The sequence below is a fragment of the Aquabacter spiritensis genome (assembly GCF_004346185.1).
Taxonomy (GTDB): Bacteria; Pseudomonadota; Alphaproteobacteria; order Rhizobiales; family Xanthobacteraceae; genus Aquabacter; species Aquabacter spiritensis.
In genome coordinates this window covers 218,749-235,580 of record NZ_SMAI01000003.1, presented here as the reverse complement: position 1 = coordinate 235,580, position 16,832 = coordinate 218,749, and the positions used below count along the sequence as shown (strand labels likewise).

Here is a 16,832-nt window from a genome sequence, read left to right as displayed (position 1 = left end):
ACGCAGGACGCAGAGAGCCGGATTTGGTCGGGCCTGATGCCCGCCAAATCCGGCTCTCTCGCGTTCAGGAAACGGTCTTGAGCTCGGCCTCGGCGCGCTGGCGCAGGGCGGCGCGGTCGATCTTGTTGGTCGAGGCGAGCGGCATGGCCTCCACGAACCAGACCCGCCGGGGATGCTGATAGGCGGGGGCATTGGCCAGCGTGTGACGCTTGACAGCCTCCTCGTCGAGGTCGGCCAAGGGGCGCCGCACCACGAAGGCTACCGGCTTCTGCCCCTTGATCTCGTCGTCGACCGGCACCACGCAGGCCTGGAGGATGTCGGGGTGCGTCTCCAGCACCGTCTCGACCTCACCGGGAAAGATGTTCTCCCCCCCGCTCACGAACATGTCGTCGGCACGCCCCACGAAATAGAAGAAGCCGTCGGTGTCGCGTCGGAACACGTCCCCCGTGTCGTAATAGCCGTCGGACGAGATCGGCATACGGACATCCGGGCGGTTGTGATAGCCGAGCATGACGGCCGGGCTCTTCTGCTGGAGAACCCCGTGATCCGGCGCCTCCGGCCCCACCAGCCGCACCGCCACTTCCGGATGGGGATAGCCGACCGAAGCGATCGGCGTCGGCAGTCCCGCCGGGTGGTCGGTGAAGACGATCGGCCCGCCCTCCGTGGTGCCATAGGCATTGACGATGCGGGCGTTCGGCAGGAGCGCGCGGACCTGTCCCGCGAGCGCATCGTTTACCGGGGCCGAGCCCATGCGCACCAGCCGCACGCTGGACAAGTCCGCCTTGGCGAGCGCATCCCGCTCGCGCAGCATCATGGCGATCATCGGCGGCACGGCGGTCAGCCAGGTGCACCGATAGCGGCTGATCGCCTCGATATATTGCACCGCCTGAAATTGCGGCAGCATCACCGCCGTCGCGCCGCTGGCGCAGACCAGCAGCGAAAGGGCGAGCGCGTTCATGTGATAGAGTGGCGCCGCGATGAGGACGCGCTCGTTTGAAAGGTCGTTCTCCGCCATGCGGGTGCGCACCACCCAGGAGTGCGATTCGTGCGACAGCAGGACGCCCTTGGGCCGCCCCGTCGATCCCGACGTATAGAGGCTCAGCGCAGGCTCGTCGGGACGCGGCACGATCGGCGTGAACGGACCGGGATCGAGCCAGCCGGCCAACCCGTCCGCCTCGAAGGCGGCGAAGGCGACGCCGGGAAAGTCCGCGGCGTCGATCGCCGCCAGCCGCGGCGCGTCCCCGACCACGAGCCGCGCACCGCAATCCTTGATGACATGGGCGATGATGGCCGGCGGGAATTTGAAATTGACCGGCACCGGGACAATGCCCGCCCGCATCGCGCCGAGGATGATTGCCACATAGTCCGGCCGGTTGGCCGACAGGATCGCCACCCGATCGCCCCGCACGAGGCCCCCTTTCAGGAGCCCGCGGGCGATCGCATCGGCCATTTCGTCGAGGGCGCTGCGCGTCAGCACCGTTTCGCGGTTTTCGCCATCGAGGCCGATGATGACCGGCTTGTCTGGACTGCCATCGCGGTTGACGAACGCGCCGAGATTTTGTGGGGCACTCATCGGATACTCCGACATTCCATAGTCAGGTCAAAGGCGGGAAGGGCCAGGCGCGCGGCGTCCGCGCCCAGCCGCTGCCAGACGGCACCCGGGAGGCGCCCGGCGCGGCGTGCGATCTCGTCGAGGCTGTCGAACACGAGGTCGAACGTGACGAAGCGGGGCGCCGGCCCCTCCTCGATCTCGATCCGGAACCCGTCACCGTCGACGCGCCAGACGGAGCCCTCGGTCTCGGCCGGCGCGTCGCACAGCAGCGCGAACAGCCGGGCATCCGACGCGGGATCGCGGCTCGCCACCTGAAAGCGGTCGATGGCACGGAAGCCGTTCGGATGGGTCAGCCATTCGGGGCGCCAGACATAGTCCGGCGTGAGGTGCTGGCAGAAATAGACCCGCCCGGCGGGCACCAAAGCGGCGGGGAGGCGCACGGTGCGAAAGCGCGCCTCCACGACTTCGCCGTCGATCTCCACCGGCCGCGAAAAGGCGACCGGGTCGGTGGCGGGAAGGCCGGCGGCGCGCAGGCGGTCGCACGTCGCATCGGCATTGTCGGTCGTGAAGACGAGGCCGTTCAACCCGAAGGGACTGTCCAGCACCTCCTGGCGCTGGAGCCCCGCCTCCGGGACGCCGACGAGTTCCAGATAGGGACCGGGCGTCATCATGAGATGGTTGATCGAGCCGAGCGAGTGACGGCCCAGCGGCGTGAGCGTAAAGCCCAGCGCCGCGAAGACCGCCGCCGCCGCCGGCATGTCCTTGAGGGTGTTCACCACCACATGATCGAGGCGCGGCATGGCGGTCAGGGCGTGACCACGACCTTGCCCATGACCTCGCGGTCGCGGATCAGCCGCAGCCCCTCGGCCGCCTCCTCCAGCGGCAGGACCTTGTCGATCACCGGCTTGAGGCTTCCCGCCTGGATCATGTCCATCAGGGCCGCCAGATTTTCGTGGTAGAAGCTGTTCGACCCGACGATGTTGATCTCGAAGCTCCAGATGTAGCGCAGATCTTCCTTCGGATCGAAGCCCGCGGTCGCGCCGCAGACCAGCAGCTTGCCGCCACGCTTGATGCAGCGGAGCGAAGGGATCCAGGTGTCGCCGCCGGTGAAGTTGATCACCACGTCGACGCCGCCTTCATAGGTGCGGCGCTGCGGCTTGCCGAACTTCTCGACCGCCCATTTGGAGAAGTCGGTCTCGCGGTAATTGATCACGTGATCCGCGCCGATCTCCTTCAGGCGGGCCATCTTGTCGTCGCTGCCCGCGCAGGCGATCACCTCGGCGCCGAGATGCTTGGCGAGAATGACGCTGCCCGTGCCGACGCCGCCGGAGGCGCCGAGCACCAGGACCTTGTCGCCCTTCTTGATGGTGTTGTGGGTGACGATCATGCGGTGCGCGGTGCCATAGGCCACCGGCAGCGAGGCGGCGTCGACAAAGCTGACGTCGGGCGGCATCGGGATCAGCTGCCCGGCAGTTACGGCACAATATTGCGCCATGCCGCCGTCCAGCATCTCGCCCATCAGGCCTTTGGCCGGATTGAGCGGATTGACCAGCACGCGATCGCCGATCTTCCAGTCGGTTACGCCTTCGCCGAGTTCGGTGATCTCACCGGCCATATCGAGGCCGATGATCACGGGCAGCGGCACCTTGATGCCGGGCATGCCCTTCACGGTGAACACGTCGTGATAGTTGAAGGAGGAGGCGCGGACGCGGATCACTACCTGTCCCGGCCCGGCAACCGGGATGGGATGATCCTCGACGACGGTCAAGGCATCGAGATCCCCGTGCTGCTTGAGCAGCAGGGCCTTCATGGTCGCAGTCATTGGCAACGTCTCTTGCTTGGGCGCTGGGCCGGAGGAAAACTTAGGGTGCCTGCGGCGGCCGGCCGGCACTCGACCGGCCGGCCTCTCAGGCACGAACTCACTGACAGACAACGTTTTTCACCACTCGGATGGCGACGCCGCCAGAACGGCTGGTCGCGATCGGGGTCACTTCATGGTCTTGGACTTTTCGTACGGAGCCGTGACGAGGCCCGAATCCGGCAGGGTGCCCTTGACCGCGCCGACGCTTTTGAAGACCTCGAACTCCGCCTTCAAGGAGGCGACGTCGGCGGGCTCCATGCTGACCGTGTAGATTCCGTCCCAGAGCGCGGCGTATGCCCGGGCGTCGTCCGCCTTGATGTTGGCGCTCTCGATCAGGGCCTTGGCCACCGCCGCCTTGTCCGTCTTGCCGAACTCGTAGGCCTTGCGCATCGCCACCACGATCTTGGCTGCCCCGTCGGGATTTGCGCTCATCCAGTCGTTGCGGATCAAACCGACCCCGAGCACCGGCGGCGCATCCTGCTTGGTGATCTTCTTCCACTCCTCGCGGAAGGTGCCGAGCTTCCTGAGCTTGACGTCGGGCAGCAGAGCGATGGTCACGGTGCGCAGGGCGGCCGCATCGATGTCCTTCTGAACCAGAAACTGCGCGAGGCGCGGATCGTTGCCCGGGACGGTGGTGAAATCGCTCGGCTTGATGCCGTAATTGGCATCGAGGATCGCCGCCGTGATGGCCGCCGTGGCGCTGCCGGACGGCGACATGCCGATCTTCTTGCCCTTCAGCTCGGAGAGCGACTTGATCGGCGAATCCTCCATCACGACGAAGTCGAGATCCGCGACCTGGGTAGCGAGGATGATGCTGAGCGGCAGGCCGTCCGTGATCACGCTGAAGGAGGTGCCGGCGCTGGCACCGATCGCGAAGTCGATCGCGCCGGCGGCCATGGCCTTGGTCGGGGCGTTCACGTCGGGGAACTTGCTGTACTCGACCTCGAGCCCCTCTTTTTCCATGAACTTGCCGTTCTCGAGAATCGAGCCGAAGCCGAGGCTGACCCCGGAGCTCCAATAGCCGATGCGCACCTTCTGGGCGGCGGCCGAGGTGGCGAGCGCAAGCGTCAGCGCGGCGGCAATCAGACCAATCCGTTTCATCTGGCGGCTCCGTTTCATGGGTTGACGGGACAGGGGGAGAGGCGGTTCATCCCGGCACGCGCTCCTTCCACTTGAACAGATGACGTTCGAGCGGCTTCAGGATGAGCGTTTCGAGGACGATCATCAGCGCGATGAGCGTGAGGGTCCAGGCGAACACCTGGTCGGTCTGGACGAGATCGGCCGCCTGGCGCAGCCGGTAGCCGATCCCGCTGGTCGCACCGAGGCTCTCCGCCACCAGGCTCACGCGGGCGCCGAAGCCGAAGGCCAGCCGGGCGCCGGAGAAGAAGGGCGGCAGAATGGTGGGGAGATAGATCTTGGTCAGGACCTGCCGGCGCGACATGCGGAAGGTCTGGGCCAATTCGACAAACTCGACGTTCACCGTCCGCGTCCCCTGCCAGACATTGGTGAGGATCAGCGGCATCGCGGTCATGAACACCACGAAGATGGTGGTCCAATTCGAGAGGCCGAACCAGATCAGCGCAAAGATCGCCCAGATCGCCGAGGAGACCGTATTGATGACGGTGAGCAGCGGTTCGAAGGCCTCGCCGAGAAGGCGGCTGGCACCGAGCACCAGACCGAGCACCGTGCCGACGACCGCCGCAAAGGCGAAGCCGGCGAGGATGCGGCCGAACGTGATCCCGAAATCGGTCCAGAAGCTCGGCGTCGCGACCAGCGAGATCCAGACGCGCCAAACCCGCTCCGGCGAAGGCAGGACGAAGGCCGGCGCATTGGTCGAGCCGATCTGCCAGGCGACGAGGATGGCGACGAACAGACCCACCCGGAGGAAGAGCGTCCGAAGACGTCGGTCCGTCGCGGACGGCGCGCGGGCGGGGCGTTCGATCGCCGCGGCCGGCGAGACTTTCATCGCTGCCGGTCCGGAGGTGGGGGGAACATCGCGCGCGTCGGTCATAGGATCCGCCTCAAATGGCGCACCTGATCGGTGAACGCGGTGGCGAGCGGGTCGCGGGGATAGGCGAGCGGCACGGAGATCGTCTCCCGCACCCGACCGGGCCGCGGATGCAGGACCACCACCTTGTCGGCGAGCACGACGGCTTCCTCGACATCGTGGGTGACGAAGATGATCGTCACCTTTCGCAGCGCGGCGATGCGCAACACCTCCGCATGCATCTGGGCGCGGATCGAGGGATCGAGCTTGGAGAAGGGTTCGTCCATCAGAAGGATGGACGGCTCGGTCGCCAGACTGCGGGCGAGCGCGACGCGCGAGCGCATGCCGCCGGACAATTCATAGGGATAGACGTTCGCGAACTGGGACAGACCGACGAGGTCGAGGGTCTCCGCCACGCGCACCCGCCGCTCCGCCCGGCTGAGCTTTGTCGCCTCCAGGCCGAACGCGACATTCTGCGCGGCGGTACGCCAGGGGAGAAGACGATCCTCCTGGAACATGTAGGTCATGGACCTCCAATCCTTGAAGGCCGCTGACGGAGTCCCGTTCAGAAGCACGCGGCCATGGTCGGGCTCGACCAGCCCGGCAATGATGTTCAAAAGCGTGCTCTTGCCGCAGCCGGAGGCGCCGAGCAGGGCGACGATCGAGCGCTCCGGCACATCGAGATCGATATTGCGCAGCACTTCGAGCTGCTCGCCGTCGCGGCGGAAAAAGCATTTGCTGACAGATTGGAGGGCGACCACGCTCACTGAAGGTCTCCTGCCAGGCAGCCGTCGAGGGGCAGGAGCTCGGCGGAATCGCGCAGGCTCTGGACAACCTTTTCCATCGTCATGGCGCGGAAGGTCTCGACATGGCGCCGCGCCACGCGCTCCGCCTGATCGGCGTCGCCCACCACCAGATGCTCGATCATCAGGCTGTGGTCGTTGTCTATATTCGGGCGGACGCCCTGAACGCCGAATCCGAGCGCCACGAGCCGCGTCATCTCGTCGAGCAGTCCGGAAAGCGTCCGACACAGACGCTGATTGCCGCTCGCCATGGCGATCGACATATGGAAGCTCCGGTTGGCCTCCAGGAAGAAGTCGATCTGATTCCCGATTTCCGAAGGCATCTTGGCCCGACAGGCCCGTTCCAGCCGCTCGAGCTGCGCCCGGTTCACCCGGCCCGCCGCAAGGCGCGCGGCATAGGGTTCGAGCACGACGCGCAGGGCGAAGATCTCGTCGACGTCCCGCACCGTCACCGGCGCCACGCGGTAGCCGTGCCGCGGCATGGACACGACGAATCCGTCCTGCGCGAGGCGTTGAAGCGCAATCCGGCAACTCGCTTTGCCGAACTCGAAACGGTCCATGATTTCGGCTTCGGTGAAACGCGTGCCCGGAACGATCCGACACGACACGATCTCACGCCGCAGCCGATCATAGGCCTGATTTCCCTTCAGGGTCGATGCTGGCATTTCCAGCACGCTCGACCTCGGGCGGACCGCCCGCGCCTCCGACATTTAGACACCTCACCGCGTAACTGTGAGAAGCTTACAGATCACGGTGAAGCTTTCAAGCGGTTTTCGCCCGGCATTTTGCGAGAGGTGGATCGCGCATGTCGACATGCCCGAGCACCGGCGATCCGCCGCCCGGCTTCAGCCGGCCGCGGGGAGCGCGCGTTGCCCCTGAGGGGAGCGGACCATCTCGACAAACGCCGTCTCGGCCTTCGAGCGGTAGCGGTCGGCGTGGCGCAAGAGCAGGAAGGTGCGCTCCGGCAGGTCGAAGGGCACCAGCCGGAGATCGCCGGCGGCAAGACCCGCACGGGCCACGAGTTCCGATATCACCGTTGCGCCCGCTCCCGCAGCAACGGCGCTGAGCACCGCCTCGTTCGAGGGAAATTCCAGCGCAACCCGGAGCAGGCTCGGCGCCAGTCCGAGGTCGCGGCACCGATCCTCGAAGGCTTGCCGCGTGCCGGACCCGTGTTCGCGCAACACCCACGCCGTCTCAAGCAAACGGGCCGGATCGAAACCGGAGGCGCCATCCGGCGACCGATCCGCCCAGGCATGCGCTGCCCCGACAACCAGGACCAGACGGTCCCCCGGAAGCGCGACCTTGACCAAAAGCGGCTCGTTTACCTCCCCCTCGACACAGGCGAGATCGGCATCCCCCGACACCACGGCGGCGGCGCATTGGGCAGTGTTGGCAATGGTGACGGACAGCGCGATCGCGGGATGACGCGCGCGATAGCAGGCGAGCCGGGTACCCAACCAATAGTTCGCGACCGTCTGGCTCGCGAAGATCCGCAGTCGGCCTCGCCTCAGACCAGAAATGTCGTTCAGCACCGCCTCGGCACGCGACACGCGATCGAGGATCGCCTCCGCTTCCGCACGGAAGAGACGCCCGGCCTCGGTGAGTTCGATGCGACGCCCCACCCGGTCGAAGAACGGCATGCCACAGCTCGCTTCCAGCGCGGCGATCGACGCGCTGACCGCCGGCTGGGTCATGTTGAGCCGCTCCGCCGCCCGGGTCATATGAAGTTGGGTGGCGACCTCGATGAAGACGCGCAATTGCTCGAATGTCATTGCGCCTCCTATGGAGCGCGCAAGCGCGTGACGATGCAAGCCCGGCCCTGCGACACCCGTCTCTCCGGGACCTGCATGCTAAAGAACGGCAACCAGCAGGAGAGCCGTACCCGAGATGAACAGGGTCGCCACCGCACCGAGCGCGAGAGGCCGCAGGCCCATGGCGCTGAGCCGGCGCACGTCGCTCTCGAGGCCGATCGCCGACAGCGACATGGCAAGCAGGAAGGGCGTCACCACCGCACCGACGGCAGCGACCGAGGCAGGAACCAGGCCGAGACTGTTGGCGGCAATGACGAGAAGGAATGCGACGACGAACAGCGGGACCGGAGGCCCCGTGCGCCGCTCCGTGGCAACGGCGAACCGCGCGCTCCACGCGAGCGCCAGCAGCATGGGCGCCAGCAGCATCACGCGGGTGAGCTTGGTGATCGTGCCCACCTCGCCTGCCTCCTGTCCGCCCTGGAAGGCGGCGGCGACCACCTGCGCCACTTCGTGGACGGAAGCCCCGGTCCAGAGGCCATAGGCGTGCGCGTCCAGCCCGAGCAGCGGCGGCAAGAGCGGGTAGAGGAACATCGCCAGCGAGCCGAACAGCGTGACGCAAGCCATGGCATAGGCCACGTCCTCATCGGTGCCGCGCGCCACGGAATTGGTTGCGACGATGGCCGAGGCGCCGCAAATCGAGGTCCCCGCCGCGATCAATTGTGTGAGCTCGCGCCCGACCCCGAGCTTCGCACCCAGCCAGAGGGTGAACAGGAAGGTGAGAACGAGCGCCAAGGCCGCGACGGCGAAGCCGTCGATCCCGACCTCCGCCACCTTGCCGAAGGTGATCTGGAGCCCCAGCAAAACGATCGCGAAGCGCAGCACCGGGCGGGCGGCGAATTTCAATCCGGGCCGCGCGACCGCGGGCATCGCCACTGCGGCGCGCGCAGCCATCCCGAGAAAGACCCCGAGCACGAGCGGACTGACGAAGGCGAGCCCGCTCAAATCCCGCAGCGCATAACTCACCGCCGCCAATCCCGCCGCCAGAGCGAGCCCCGGAAGCAGATTTGCCAGATCGCCACCGCGTGTCGCCCGCAGCGCGAGCCCCCGTCCCCAAGCACCCGCCATCCGCCCATCGCCTCCTCGATATCCTTCGCCGAGGAAAGCACCCGGGTTCGCCATGTCCCATCAAATTTAAACTATCGGTTTGATCCGCCGCGCTTATTAGACCCCGAGGCGGAGGCGACTCAGCCGCAGCCTCGGGGCAAATGTCAGGCCCTCCAGAGATCCTCGACGATCCGGCTCTCCTTCGTCACGAATGCGCGCATACCCTCGGGCGAGCTGGAAAACGGCACCAGCCCGACGCGCGCGAGCCCCTCGACCACCTTCGGATCCTTCGACACCGCCTGCAGCGCGGCGTTCCAGGCCCCCACGACCTCCGGGTTCATCCCGGCCGGACCGGAGACGCCGATCCATTGCAGGATGATGAGGTCCGGCATCCCGGCCTGTGCCGTCGTCGGCACCTCGGGGGCGGCGGGGAACCGCTCGGGTCCCGCGACCGCCAGCACGCGCAATCTTTTCGCCTGCGCCAGCGCGGCGATGGAGCCCCAGAATCCGACGCCGATATTCACGTGTCCGCCGGCGACCAGATTGATCGCCTCCGATCCCCCTTTCACCTGAACCGCGCGGGTCTGACGGAAATTCACCCCGGCAATCTGGAACAGCCTGCGGAAGGTCAAATCGGTTGTTCCCGCACCCGACGTCCAGGAAAAGTGCGCGGGGTCGGCCTTCGCGGCCCGCACCGCATCCTCCAGCGTCTTCCAGGGGGACTCTTCCGGCACCACCAGCATCAAGGGGGTCTGCGCAGCAAGGCCGATGAAGCTGCGGTCCATGACTTTGAACGGCAGATTCTTCACCACCGTCTCGAGCATGGAACTCGAGCCCGGCCCGTCCATCAGGACCGTGTACCCGTCGGGCGGCGCGCGCATCACCTCTTCAACACCGGGAAGCGTGTTGCCGCCCGGCCGGTTCACCACCTTCACCGGCACGTTCCAGCGCTGCTGGAGCGCATCCGCGACGATGCGGGCCCCGAGATCGGTGGACCCGCCTGTGGCGAACGGAACGATGATTTCAATGGCCTTGGCGGGAAACCCCGCTTGCGCCGAGGCGGGGCCGGCGAAGGTCGACACCGCGAGGGCGGCTGCGCCACCGCGCAAGACGAATCTGCGTGAAACGAACATGATTCCGCTCCCTATGGATCTGGCCAGCCACCCCAAATCCGCGGAACGCGAAATCGGACATGGCCGAGCTTTTCTTTTTTAGGCCGCGGCATCAGGCGCCGTGGCCGCAGGCGGCGAGGTCCGCAAACCGCGTGCCATCCCTTGCCGCAGCCCCTGGAGGCCGACCGAGCATTTCCGGGGCGCGAGACTGTCCGTATGCCGGACAAATGTCCTCCCCGCCGACAGATCCGCTGTCGCCATCGCGCGCAGAGGCGGGTTGGAAATGGCCGGCATGCTTCTTGCGGTCCTCATCCAAAACGCCGGCCGCGCCAGGCCGGCAGAACAACAGTCAAGCGCGAAGAGGAACGCCAGTGCCGATCATCGATTTCCGAATTCGTCCGCCCTTCAAAAGCTTTCGCGGCATGGTGATGTATGCCAGCGGCGATCGGCGGGATCGGTTCACGCGGCAGCTCGGCTTCGAACCGGCGCCCTCGGCGCGCGCCGAATCGGTCGAGTTGATGGTCGGCGAAATGGATGCGGCGGGCATCGATCTCGGCGTCGTCGTCGGACGCAATTCCGGCCCGCTCGGATCCGTCGACAATGACGAGGTGATGGAATTCACCAAGGCCCATCCCGGCCGCTTCATTCCGGTGGCCTCGATCGACGTCACCGACCGGCGCCGGGCCGTCGCGCAGATCGACGGGGCGGTGGCGGCGGGATTCAAGGCGATCAATATCGAACCGGGCGCCTATGCCAATCCGCTCCACACCGACGACCGGCGTCTCTATCCGATTTATGCCCATTGCGAGGATCGCGGCCTGCCGCTGATCATGATGACGGGCGGAAATGCCGGCCCCGATGTCAGCTATACCGCGCCGGCGACGCTCGACCGCGTGCTCGCCGATTTCCCGACCTTGCGCATCGTGTCCTCGCACGGCAACTGGCCCTGGGTCGCCGAGATCCTTCACGTCGCCTTTCGGCGCTCGAACCTTTATCTTTCCCCCGACATGTATCTCGTGAACATGCCGGGCATGGATGATTATGTAAAAGCCGCGAATGGCTTTCTCTCCGACCGCTTTATCTATGCCTCGTCTTATCCTTATTGCCCGATCAAGGATTATAAGGACTGGTTCTGCACGCTGCCTTTGAGTGACGAGAACAGGGAAAAGGTCATGTATCGGAACGCCGCGCGCTTCCTCGGTCTGGACGCGTGACGAAACTGGCTACGGCCCGAGCCGTGGTCGATCAAGCAAAACATCAGGGAGGAACGGAATGAAGATCCTATGGAAAGCCGCGATGGCCCTCGCCATCGGCGCCGCGGGCGCCCTGCCGGCGGCCGCGCAGGACAAATTTCCGAGCAAGGCGATCGAGATTATCGTGCCGTTCGCGGCCGGCGGCTCGACCGATCTCGGCATGCGCGTCATCGCCCCGGCCCTGGAGGCCAAATGGGGCGTGCCGGTGCGCATCATCAACAAGCCCGGCGGCAATACCGTGCCGGCGGTGAACGAGGTGATGAACGCCAAGCCGGACGGCTACACCATGCTGGCGGATGGACCGCCGCAGAGCTCGATGCTCGACACGGCGGTCAAGAACCTGCCCTTCAAGGTGGTCGACCGGACCTTCGTCGGCGTGGCCGCCTACACGCCCATGAAGTTCGTGGTGCCCGTCGATTCCCCGTTCAAGACGCTGGCCGACGCCGCGGCGGCGGCCAAGGCCGATCCCAGCACCTTCACCTGGACCTCGCTCGGCGGTGCCGGCGCGCAGGACATGGCGAACCGCCAGTTCTTCAAGGCGATCGGCGTCGACGTCACCAAGACCCGGCCGCTGCAGCTCAAAGGCGGGTCGGAAGCGATCACCATGACCGCCGGCGGACATGTGAAAATGGGCGTCGGCTCCTATTCCTCGATCGCAGCGCCGCTCCAGTCCGGCAAGCTGCGGGTGCTCGCCGTGGCCTCGCCGGAGCGTTGGCCCAACCTGCCCGACACGCCCACCGCGAAGGAAGCGGGCTATCCTTCGATCGAGACGCTCTATTGGATCGGACTCTCCGGTCCGCCGAAGCTTCCCGCCGACATCGTCGCCGCCTATGACAAGGCGATGCGCGAGATCACGTCGGACCCCAAGGTGGTCGACGGTCTCCTGAAGGTCGGCCTTCTCCCGCTCTATGCCAATGCCGCGGACATGTTGAAGCGGGTGGAAAAGGAGCGTGCGGAGACCCAGGAGCTGTGGGCGAAATAACGCCCGGCGTAAAGGTCGGAAGTCGAGAATGCCCGGGCTGGTCCCGGGCATTTTCTTTGGCGCGGCGCCCGTCAATCCTCCTTGCGCCAATAGCGGGTATAGAGATTGGCGACGTCGACCGCCCCCGACGGCAGCTTGAGCCGGGTCCAGTCGAGATCGCCGAGCGCAACCGGATGGGCGAACTCGGCCACCGCATAAACGTCGCCGGGCTCGCCCCCCGCTTTGGCCGCGAACAGCCGGTATTGGAGAAGCCCGCGCATATCGCGGAACATCGGATCGAATGCATCCGCGAGTCGATCGAGATGCTCCGCGTCGAGCCCCCGGACGCGAACGACGGCGACGCGCAAGGCCGGCCCTGCCGCCCCGGTGGCCGCTTTGCCCGGATGGATCTGCTCCGCCTCGGCCCGCGTCCAGCCCCGCACCAGGGGAATGATCCGCTTGGACCAGGGCGAGAAATTCGCTCCCGCGATTGCGCGATAGGCCGGGCTGTCCAGCACGTCGAGGGCCGTGAGATCGTACAGCGCCATGTAACGCGGCCAGCCCTCAAGGCAAACATACCGCTGGACGCTGAGAAAACCCTCGACCGCCGCCCGCTCGGGCAGATGTTCGACGTCGTACCACAGATGCAGTTCGTCTTCCTCCCGGTTCGGCGGATCGACGAACACGATCAAAAGGCCCGTGGCGTCGCTGCTTCTGGTCTCACTCATGTCACACCTCTTTCGACGTTTCCGCGCTTTTCACCGCAAGGGCCGTGCCAGCCGCCCGAACCGATGCAGGATGCTGCGGGCGCTGGTCCGCCCATTGCAAGGCGACGGGCGAAACGGAAGACCAGGAGCAACGTCGTGAGCGAACCCAGTGCGGGCATGCGCCCCTTTCCCCGTGACGTCCGGGCCGGCTGCGCTCTGATCGCCTGGGCCGACATGGCGGCGGACGACGAGCCTCGTTTCAACGAATGGTACAATCGTGAGCACATGCGCGACCGGGTGATGCGCTTCCCCGGAATTCTGCGCGGCCGGCGGTATGTTGCGGAAGGCGGCGGGCCGAAATATCTCGCCATTTACGAGGCGACCGAAGCGGCGGTGTTCGCCGACCCGAACTATGTCCGCCTCGTCACCGACCCGGACCCGCTGAGCCGCCATTTCATCCTGCGTTTCAGAAACGCCCGCCGCACCATATCGCAGATCCTGTTCGCCTATGGCGAAGGCGAGGGTGCCGCGCTCGCGCTGTGGCGACTGCCGGTCGAAGGCGAACCGGGTGCGCTCGGCAGCGACCAACTCGAAGTCGCGGCACGGCAGGCCCTTGAGCGGCCGGGCGTCGTCGCGGTGCGGCTCACCCGCCACGACGCGGCGGCCACCGAGGCGTCGGCACGGAACCATGTCCGGCAGGGGAATGAAATTATTGTGCGTGCGCTGATGATCGAGGCGACCGACCGGAATGCGTTGGCGTCCGCGGCATGCGCACTCGATGCGGCATTGGGCGGAGCCGCACCGCGCACCGATTTCCGCCTCCTCTACCGCATCTCCGCGTAAACTCGGCCCGCAGGCGCTTTTCCGCGTCACCCTCCCGGACGATCGAGAGCCGGATGCCGGAGACGGCGAATGAACGACAAGCAGCTCGAATATTTCGTCCGCATCGCCGAACTCGGCAGCTTCCGCAAAGCCTCGGAGGCGCTGCGCATCGCCCAGCCCGCTTTGACCCGCCAGATCAAGAAGCTGGAGGAGGAACTCGGCGTCGCCCTGTTCAACCGCGGCAGCCGGGGCATCGTCACCACGCCGCCGGGCACACTCCTTCTGGAACGGGCGCGCTTCATCCGCCGCCAGACCGAGCAGGCCCTCGCCGACGTCATGGCGGAGGGCACCGTGCCGAGTGGCGTGGTCGGGTTCGGAGCGCCCCCCTCGATCGCGGAAATCCTCTTCTGCCCGCTCTCCAGCGCCTATCTCACGCTCTATCCGAGCGTGAAGCTGGCCTTCTTTGAGGGCGTCGGCCATCTGCGCTCCTGGCTGCTGTCGGGGGAGATCGACATCGCCATTCTCCCCAACACGCGCGGCATCACGGAGCGGCATGTCGGGCTGGAAAACCTGGTGCGCGAGCCGGTCTATCTGGTGGGTCGCGCGGGAGAATTCCAGCCGGGCTCGACCTGTGCCTGGCACGACCTCCTGCCATTGCCGCTGATCCTGGCAGCGCCGCCCTCTACGGTGCGGGGCTGGCTCTCGGCCTTGATCGCGCAATCCGGCGAACAGTTGCGGATCGGCGTCGAGACCGAAAGCCTCCAGGTCCAGAAGAAGCTTGTGAAGGCCGGGCTCGGCTATGCCGTGCTGCCGCACAGCGCGGTGCACGGCGATTTCGCGGCCGGCGACCTCACGCTCTGCCGGGTGGAGGGCTGGTTGATGGACCGCGTCCTCGCATGGCGCACCGACCGTCCCTTGAGCCCGGCGGTGCAGAAGATGATCGAGGTGACGCGGAAGGAAATGGCGCGCCTGAAAGAAGCGGGCGTGTTCGGCGCGACGGCTCAGGAGGCAGAGCGCCGACCAAGCCGCCGGCATGCCCGCGACCGAAGCGATGCCGGATCGGCATCGCAGACATAGCACTAAAGTATTGGATAGCATCACCCTATAGAGCTAGCCTTTCCCTGCCGCACATCTCGTTATTGCAAAGCAAAAAAAGCGGCGTGAGGGAGAAAATGCATGGCTCTGGAGACAGTCCGTCTCCCGGATCCCCGTCCTATTTCCGTCAGTTCGGCGACCGGAACAGCCGCGAATGCTGCCATTCGCATCGCGCATTTAGACAAGGTCTTCATTACCGTCCGCAACGAACGGGTGCATGCGCTCGATGATATCTCGCTGACGGTCAAGGATAAGGAGTTCGTCACAATTGTCGGGCCGAGCGGGTGCGGCAAGAGCACCCTGCTGAAGATCATTGCCGGCCTGCTTCCCGCCTCGTCGGGACAGCTCCGGGTCGTGGACCAGCCGGTTCTGAAGCCACGCCGCGACATCGGCGTGGTGTTCCAGAGCCCGGTCCTCTTGCCCTGGCGCACCGTGCTCGAGAACGTCCTGCTGCCCGCAGAGGTCCAGCACCTCCCCTCGGGCCCGACCCGCGCCCGTGCCCGCGATCTCCTGAAAATGGTCGGACTGGCGGACTTCGAAAACAAATATCCCGGCGAATTGTCCGGCGGCATGCAGCAGCGCGCGGCGATCAGCCGGGGCCTGATCTGCGATCCCGCCATCCTGCTCATGGACGAGCCGTTCGGCGCGCTCGACGCGATGACGCGCGAACAGATGAATCTTGATCTCCAGCGGATCTGGCGCGAGAGCGGCAAGACCATCGTGCTGATCACGCATTCCATTCCCGAAGCGGTGTTTCTCGGCGACCGCGTGGTGGTGATGACGCCGCGCCCGGGGCGCATCGCCTGCACCATCGACGTGCCGCTGCCGCGTCCGCGCGGCCTCGACGCCATGGGCGACCCGGCTTTCGGCCGCCTGACGAGCGACATCCGCCGGCTGCTCTACAGCCTGAGCGACGCCGCACCCGCGCATGAAGGGGGAGGCCTCGGATGACCACCCAAACCCAGACCGGCCCCATCACCGAGGCGCCGTCGCGCCCGATTTCCGGCTTTCGCCTGCTTCTGCGGACCCGGCCCGAGCTGATCCTGGCGCCGACCGTCCTGATTGTCCTGCTGCTTGTCTGGCAATATGGCGTCGTTCTCTTTGACGTTCCCACCTTCATCCTGCCGCCACCCACCGACGTCGCGACCGCACTGTGGCGCGGACTGGACGCCGGCCTCCTGTCGCGCGGCGGATATTGGCTCCATGCCGGCGTGACGCTCTGGGAAGTGCTGCTCGGCTTCGCCATCGGCAGCACCGCGGGGCTGATCCTCGGCACGCTGATCTCCCAGGTGCGGATCCTGGAGGCGACCTTCAGCCTCTATCTCGTCGCGATTCAGAGCCTGCCCAAGATCGCGCTCGCGCCGATCATCGTGCTCTGGTTCGGTTTCGGCCTGACGTCGAAAGTAATCATCATCTGTCTGCTCACATTCTTCCCCCTGCTGGTGAATTCCATGGCGGGATTTCGTGCGGTGGAACCGGAGCGCATCGAACTGATGCGCGCGATCGGCGCCAATGCCTGGCAGATGTTCTGGAAAGTGCGGCTGCCGAGCGCCCTGCCCTATATCTTCGCCGGCCTCGACATGGCGGCGGTGTTCGCGGTGGTCGGAGCGGTGGTCGGCGAGTTCGTCGGCGCTCAGCGCGGTCTCGGCGTCTTGATCCTGTCCATGAACGCCCAGATGGACACGGCGGGCACCTTCTCGGTCTTCATCATCCTGTCCCTGATCGGAATCCTGCTCCACGGGGTGCTGCGGATCGTCCAGCGCCGCGTCCTGTTCTGGTCGGGGCCCGGACAGAACAATCCGGCGGCGGGCGCCTGAGGCCCGC

17 protein-coding genes are annotated in these 16,832 nt (G+C 66.2%); 6 read left to right on the top strand and 11 right to left on the bottom strand.

Features of this window, described 5'->3' with window-relative positions; all coding sequences use genetic code 11:
* Window positions 1-64: 64 nt before the first annotated feature.
* From EDC64_RS07470 to EDC64_RS07425, 10 genes are all read right to left on the bottom strand, one after another.
* Window positions 65-1,573, bottom strand: a complete 1,509-nt coding sequence (locus EDC64_RS07470) for a class I adenylate-forming enzyme family protein (protein WP_132030640.1) — start codon at window positions 1,571-1,573, stop codon at window positions 65-67.
* Window positions 1,570-2,352, bottom strand: coding sequence for a VOC family protein (locus EDC64_RS07465; RefSeq protein WP_132030639.1), 783 nt, complete (start codon window positions 2,350-2,352; stop codon window positions 1,570-1,572). The genes EDC64_RS07470 and EDC64_RS07465 overlap by 4 nt, the downstream gene beginning before the upstream one ends.
* A gap of 5 nt (window positions 2,353-2,357) precedes the next feature.
* On the bottom strand, window positions 2,358-3,374 hold the full coding sequence (locus EDC64_RS07460) for a zinc-binding dehydrogenase (RefSeq protein WP_132030638.1): 1,017 nt from the start codon (window positions 3,372-3,374) through the stop codon (window positions 2,358-2,360).
* Between the two features lie 165 nt (window positions 3,375-3,539).
* Window positions 3,540-4,514 (bottom strand): ABC transporter substrate-binding protein, encoded by a 975-nt coding sequence (locus tag EDC64_RS07455; protein ID WP_132030637.1) that lies wholly within the window; start codon window positions 4,512-4,514, stop codon window positions 3,540-3,542.
* 46 nt (window positions 4,515-4,560) lie between these two features.
* Window positions 4,561-5,424 (bottom strand): ABC transporter permease, encoded by an 864-nt coding sequence (locus EDC64_RS07450; RefSeq protein ID WP_245504582.1) that lies wholly within the window; start codon window positions 5,422-5,424, stop codon window positions 4,561-4,563.
* Complete coding sequence (locus EDC64_RS07445; RefSeq protein WP_132030636.1) at window positions 5,421-6,167, bottom strand: ABC transporter ATP-binding protein; 747 nt, start codon at window positions 6,165-6,167, stop codon at window positions 5,421-5,423. Before EDC64_RS07445 ends, EDC64_RS07450 begins: the two co-directional genes overlap by 4 nt.
* The gene (locus EDC64_RS07440; protein ID WP_132030635.1) at window positions 6,164-6,868 is read right to left on the bottom strand and encodes a GntR family transcriptional regulator; all 705 of its coding nucleotides are present in this window, start codon (window positions 6,866-6,868) and stop codon (window positions 6,164-6,166) included. Before EDC64_RS07440 ends, EDC64_RS07445 begins: the two co-directional genes overlap by 4 nt.
* 180 nt (window positions 6,869-7,048) lie before the next feature.
* Complete coding sequence (locus tag EDC64_RS07435) at window positions 7,049-7,975, bottom strand: LysR substrate-binding domain-containing protein (protein WP_132030634.1); 927 nt, start codon at window positions 7,973-7,975, stop codon at window positions 7,049-7,051.
* A 78-nt stretch (window positions 7,976-8,053) separates the two neighbouring features.
* Window positions 8,054-9,079 (bottom strand): YeiH family protein, encoded by a 1,026-nt coding sequence (locus EDC64_RS07430; protein WP_132030633.1) that lies wholly within the window; start codon window positions 9,077-9,079, stop codon window positions 8,054-8,056.
* Window positions 9,080-9,222: 143 nt separating this feature from the next.
* Window positions 9,223-10,191: a Bug family tripartite tricarboxylate transporter substrate binding protein gene (locus EDC64_RS07425; RefSeq protein WP_132030632.1), complete on the bottom strand. Its 969-nt coding sequence runs from the start codon at window positions 10,189-10,191 to the stop codon at window positions 9,223-9,225.
* 350 nt (window positions 10,192-10,541) lie between these two features.
* On the opposite strand from EDC64_RS07425, the gene EDC64_RS07420 reads away from it, so the two are divergent.
* Both EDC64_RS07420 and EDC64_RS07415 read left to right on the top strand, forming a co-directional pair.
* Complete coding sequence (locus EDC64_RS07420) at window positions 10,542-11,384, top strand: amidohydrolase family protein (RefSeq protein ID WP_132030631.1); 843 nt, start codon at window positions 10,542-10,544, stop codon at window positions 11,382-11,384.
* Between the two features lie 58 nt (window positions 11,385-11,442).
* Complete coding sequence (locus EDC64_RS07415) at window positions 11,443-12,405, top strand: tripartite tricarboxylate transporter substrate binding protein (RefSeq protein WP_132030630.1); 963 nt, start codon at window positions 11,443-11,445, stop codon at window positions 12,403-12,405.
* A 71-nt stretch (window positions 12,406-12,476) separates the two neighbouring features.
* Here the strand turns inward: EDC64_RS07415 and EDC64_RS07410 are convergent, their stop codons facing one another.
* On the bottom strand, window positions 12,477-13,112 hold the full coding sequence (locus tag EDC64_RS07410; protein WP_132030629.1) for a hypothetical protein: 636 nt from the start codon (window positions 13,110-13,112) through the stop codon (window positions 12,477-12,479).
* 135 nt (window positions 13,113-13,247) lie between these two features.
* Here EDC64_RS07410 and EDC64_RS07405 point away from each other — a divergent pair, with 135 nt between their 5' ends.
* From EDC64_RS07405 to EDC64_RS07390, 4 genes are all read left to right on the top strand, one after another.
* On the top strand, window positions 13,248-13,934 hold the full coding sequence (locus EDC64_RS07405) for a DUF4286 family protein (RefSeq protein WP_132030628.1): 687 nt from the start codon (window positions 13,248-13,250) through the stop codon (window positions 13,932-13,934).
* Between the two features lie 69 nt (window positions 13,935-14,003).
* Window positions 14,004-14,990 (top strand): LysR family transcriptional regulator, encoded by a 987-nt coding sequence (locus tag EDC64_RS07400; RefSeq protein WP_132030627.1) that lies wholly within the window; start codon window positions 14,004-14,006, stop codon window positions 14,988-14,990.
* A 99-nt stretch (window positions 14,991-15,089) separates the two neighbouring features.
* Window positions 15,090-15,959: an ABC transporter ATP-binding protein gene (locus tag EDC64_RS07395; RefSeq protein ID WP_132030626.1), complete on the top strand. Its 870-nt coding sequence runs from the start codon at window positions 15,090-15,092 to the stop codon at window positions 15,957-15,959.
* On the top strand, window positions 15,956-16,825 hold the full coding sequence (locus EDC64_RS07390; protein ID WP_132030625.1) for an ABC transporter permease: 870 nt from the start codon (window positions 15,956-15,958) through the stop codon (window positions 16,823-16,825). The genes EDC64_RS07395 and EDC64_RS07390 overlap by 4 nt, the downstream gene beginning before the upstream one ends.
* Window positions 16,826-16,832 lie beyond the last annotated feature (7 nt).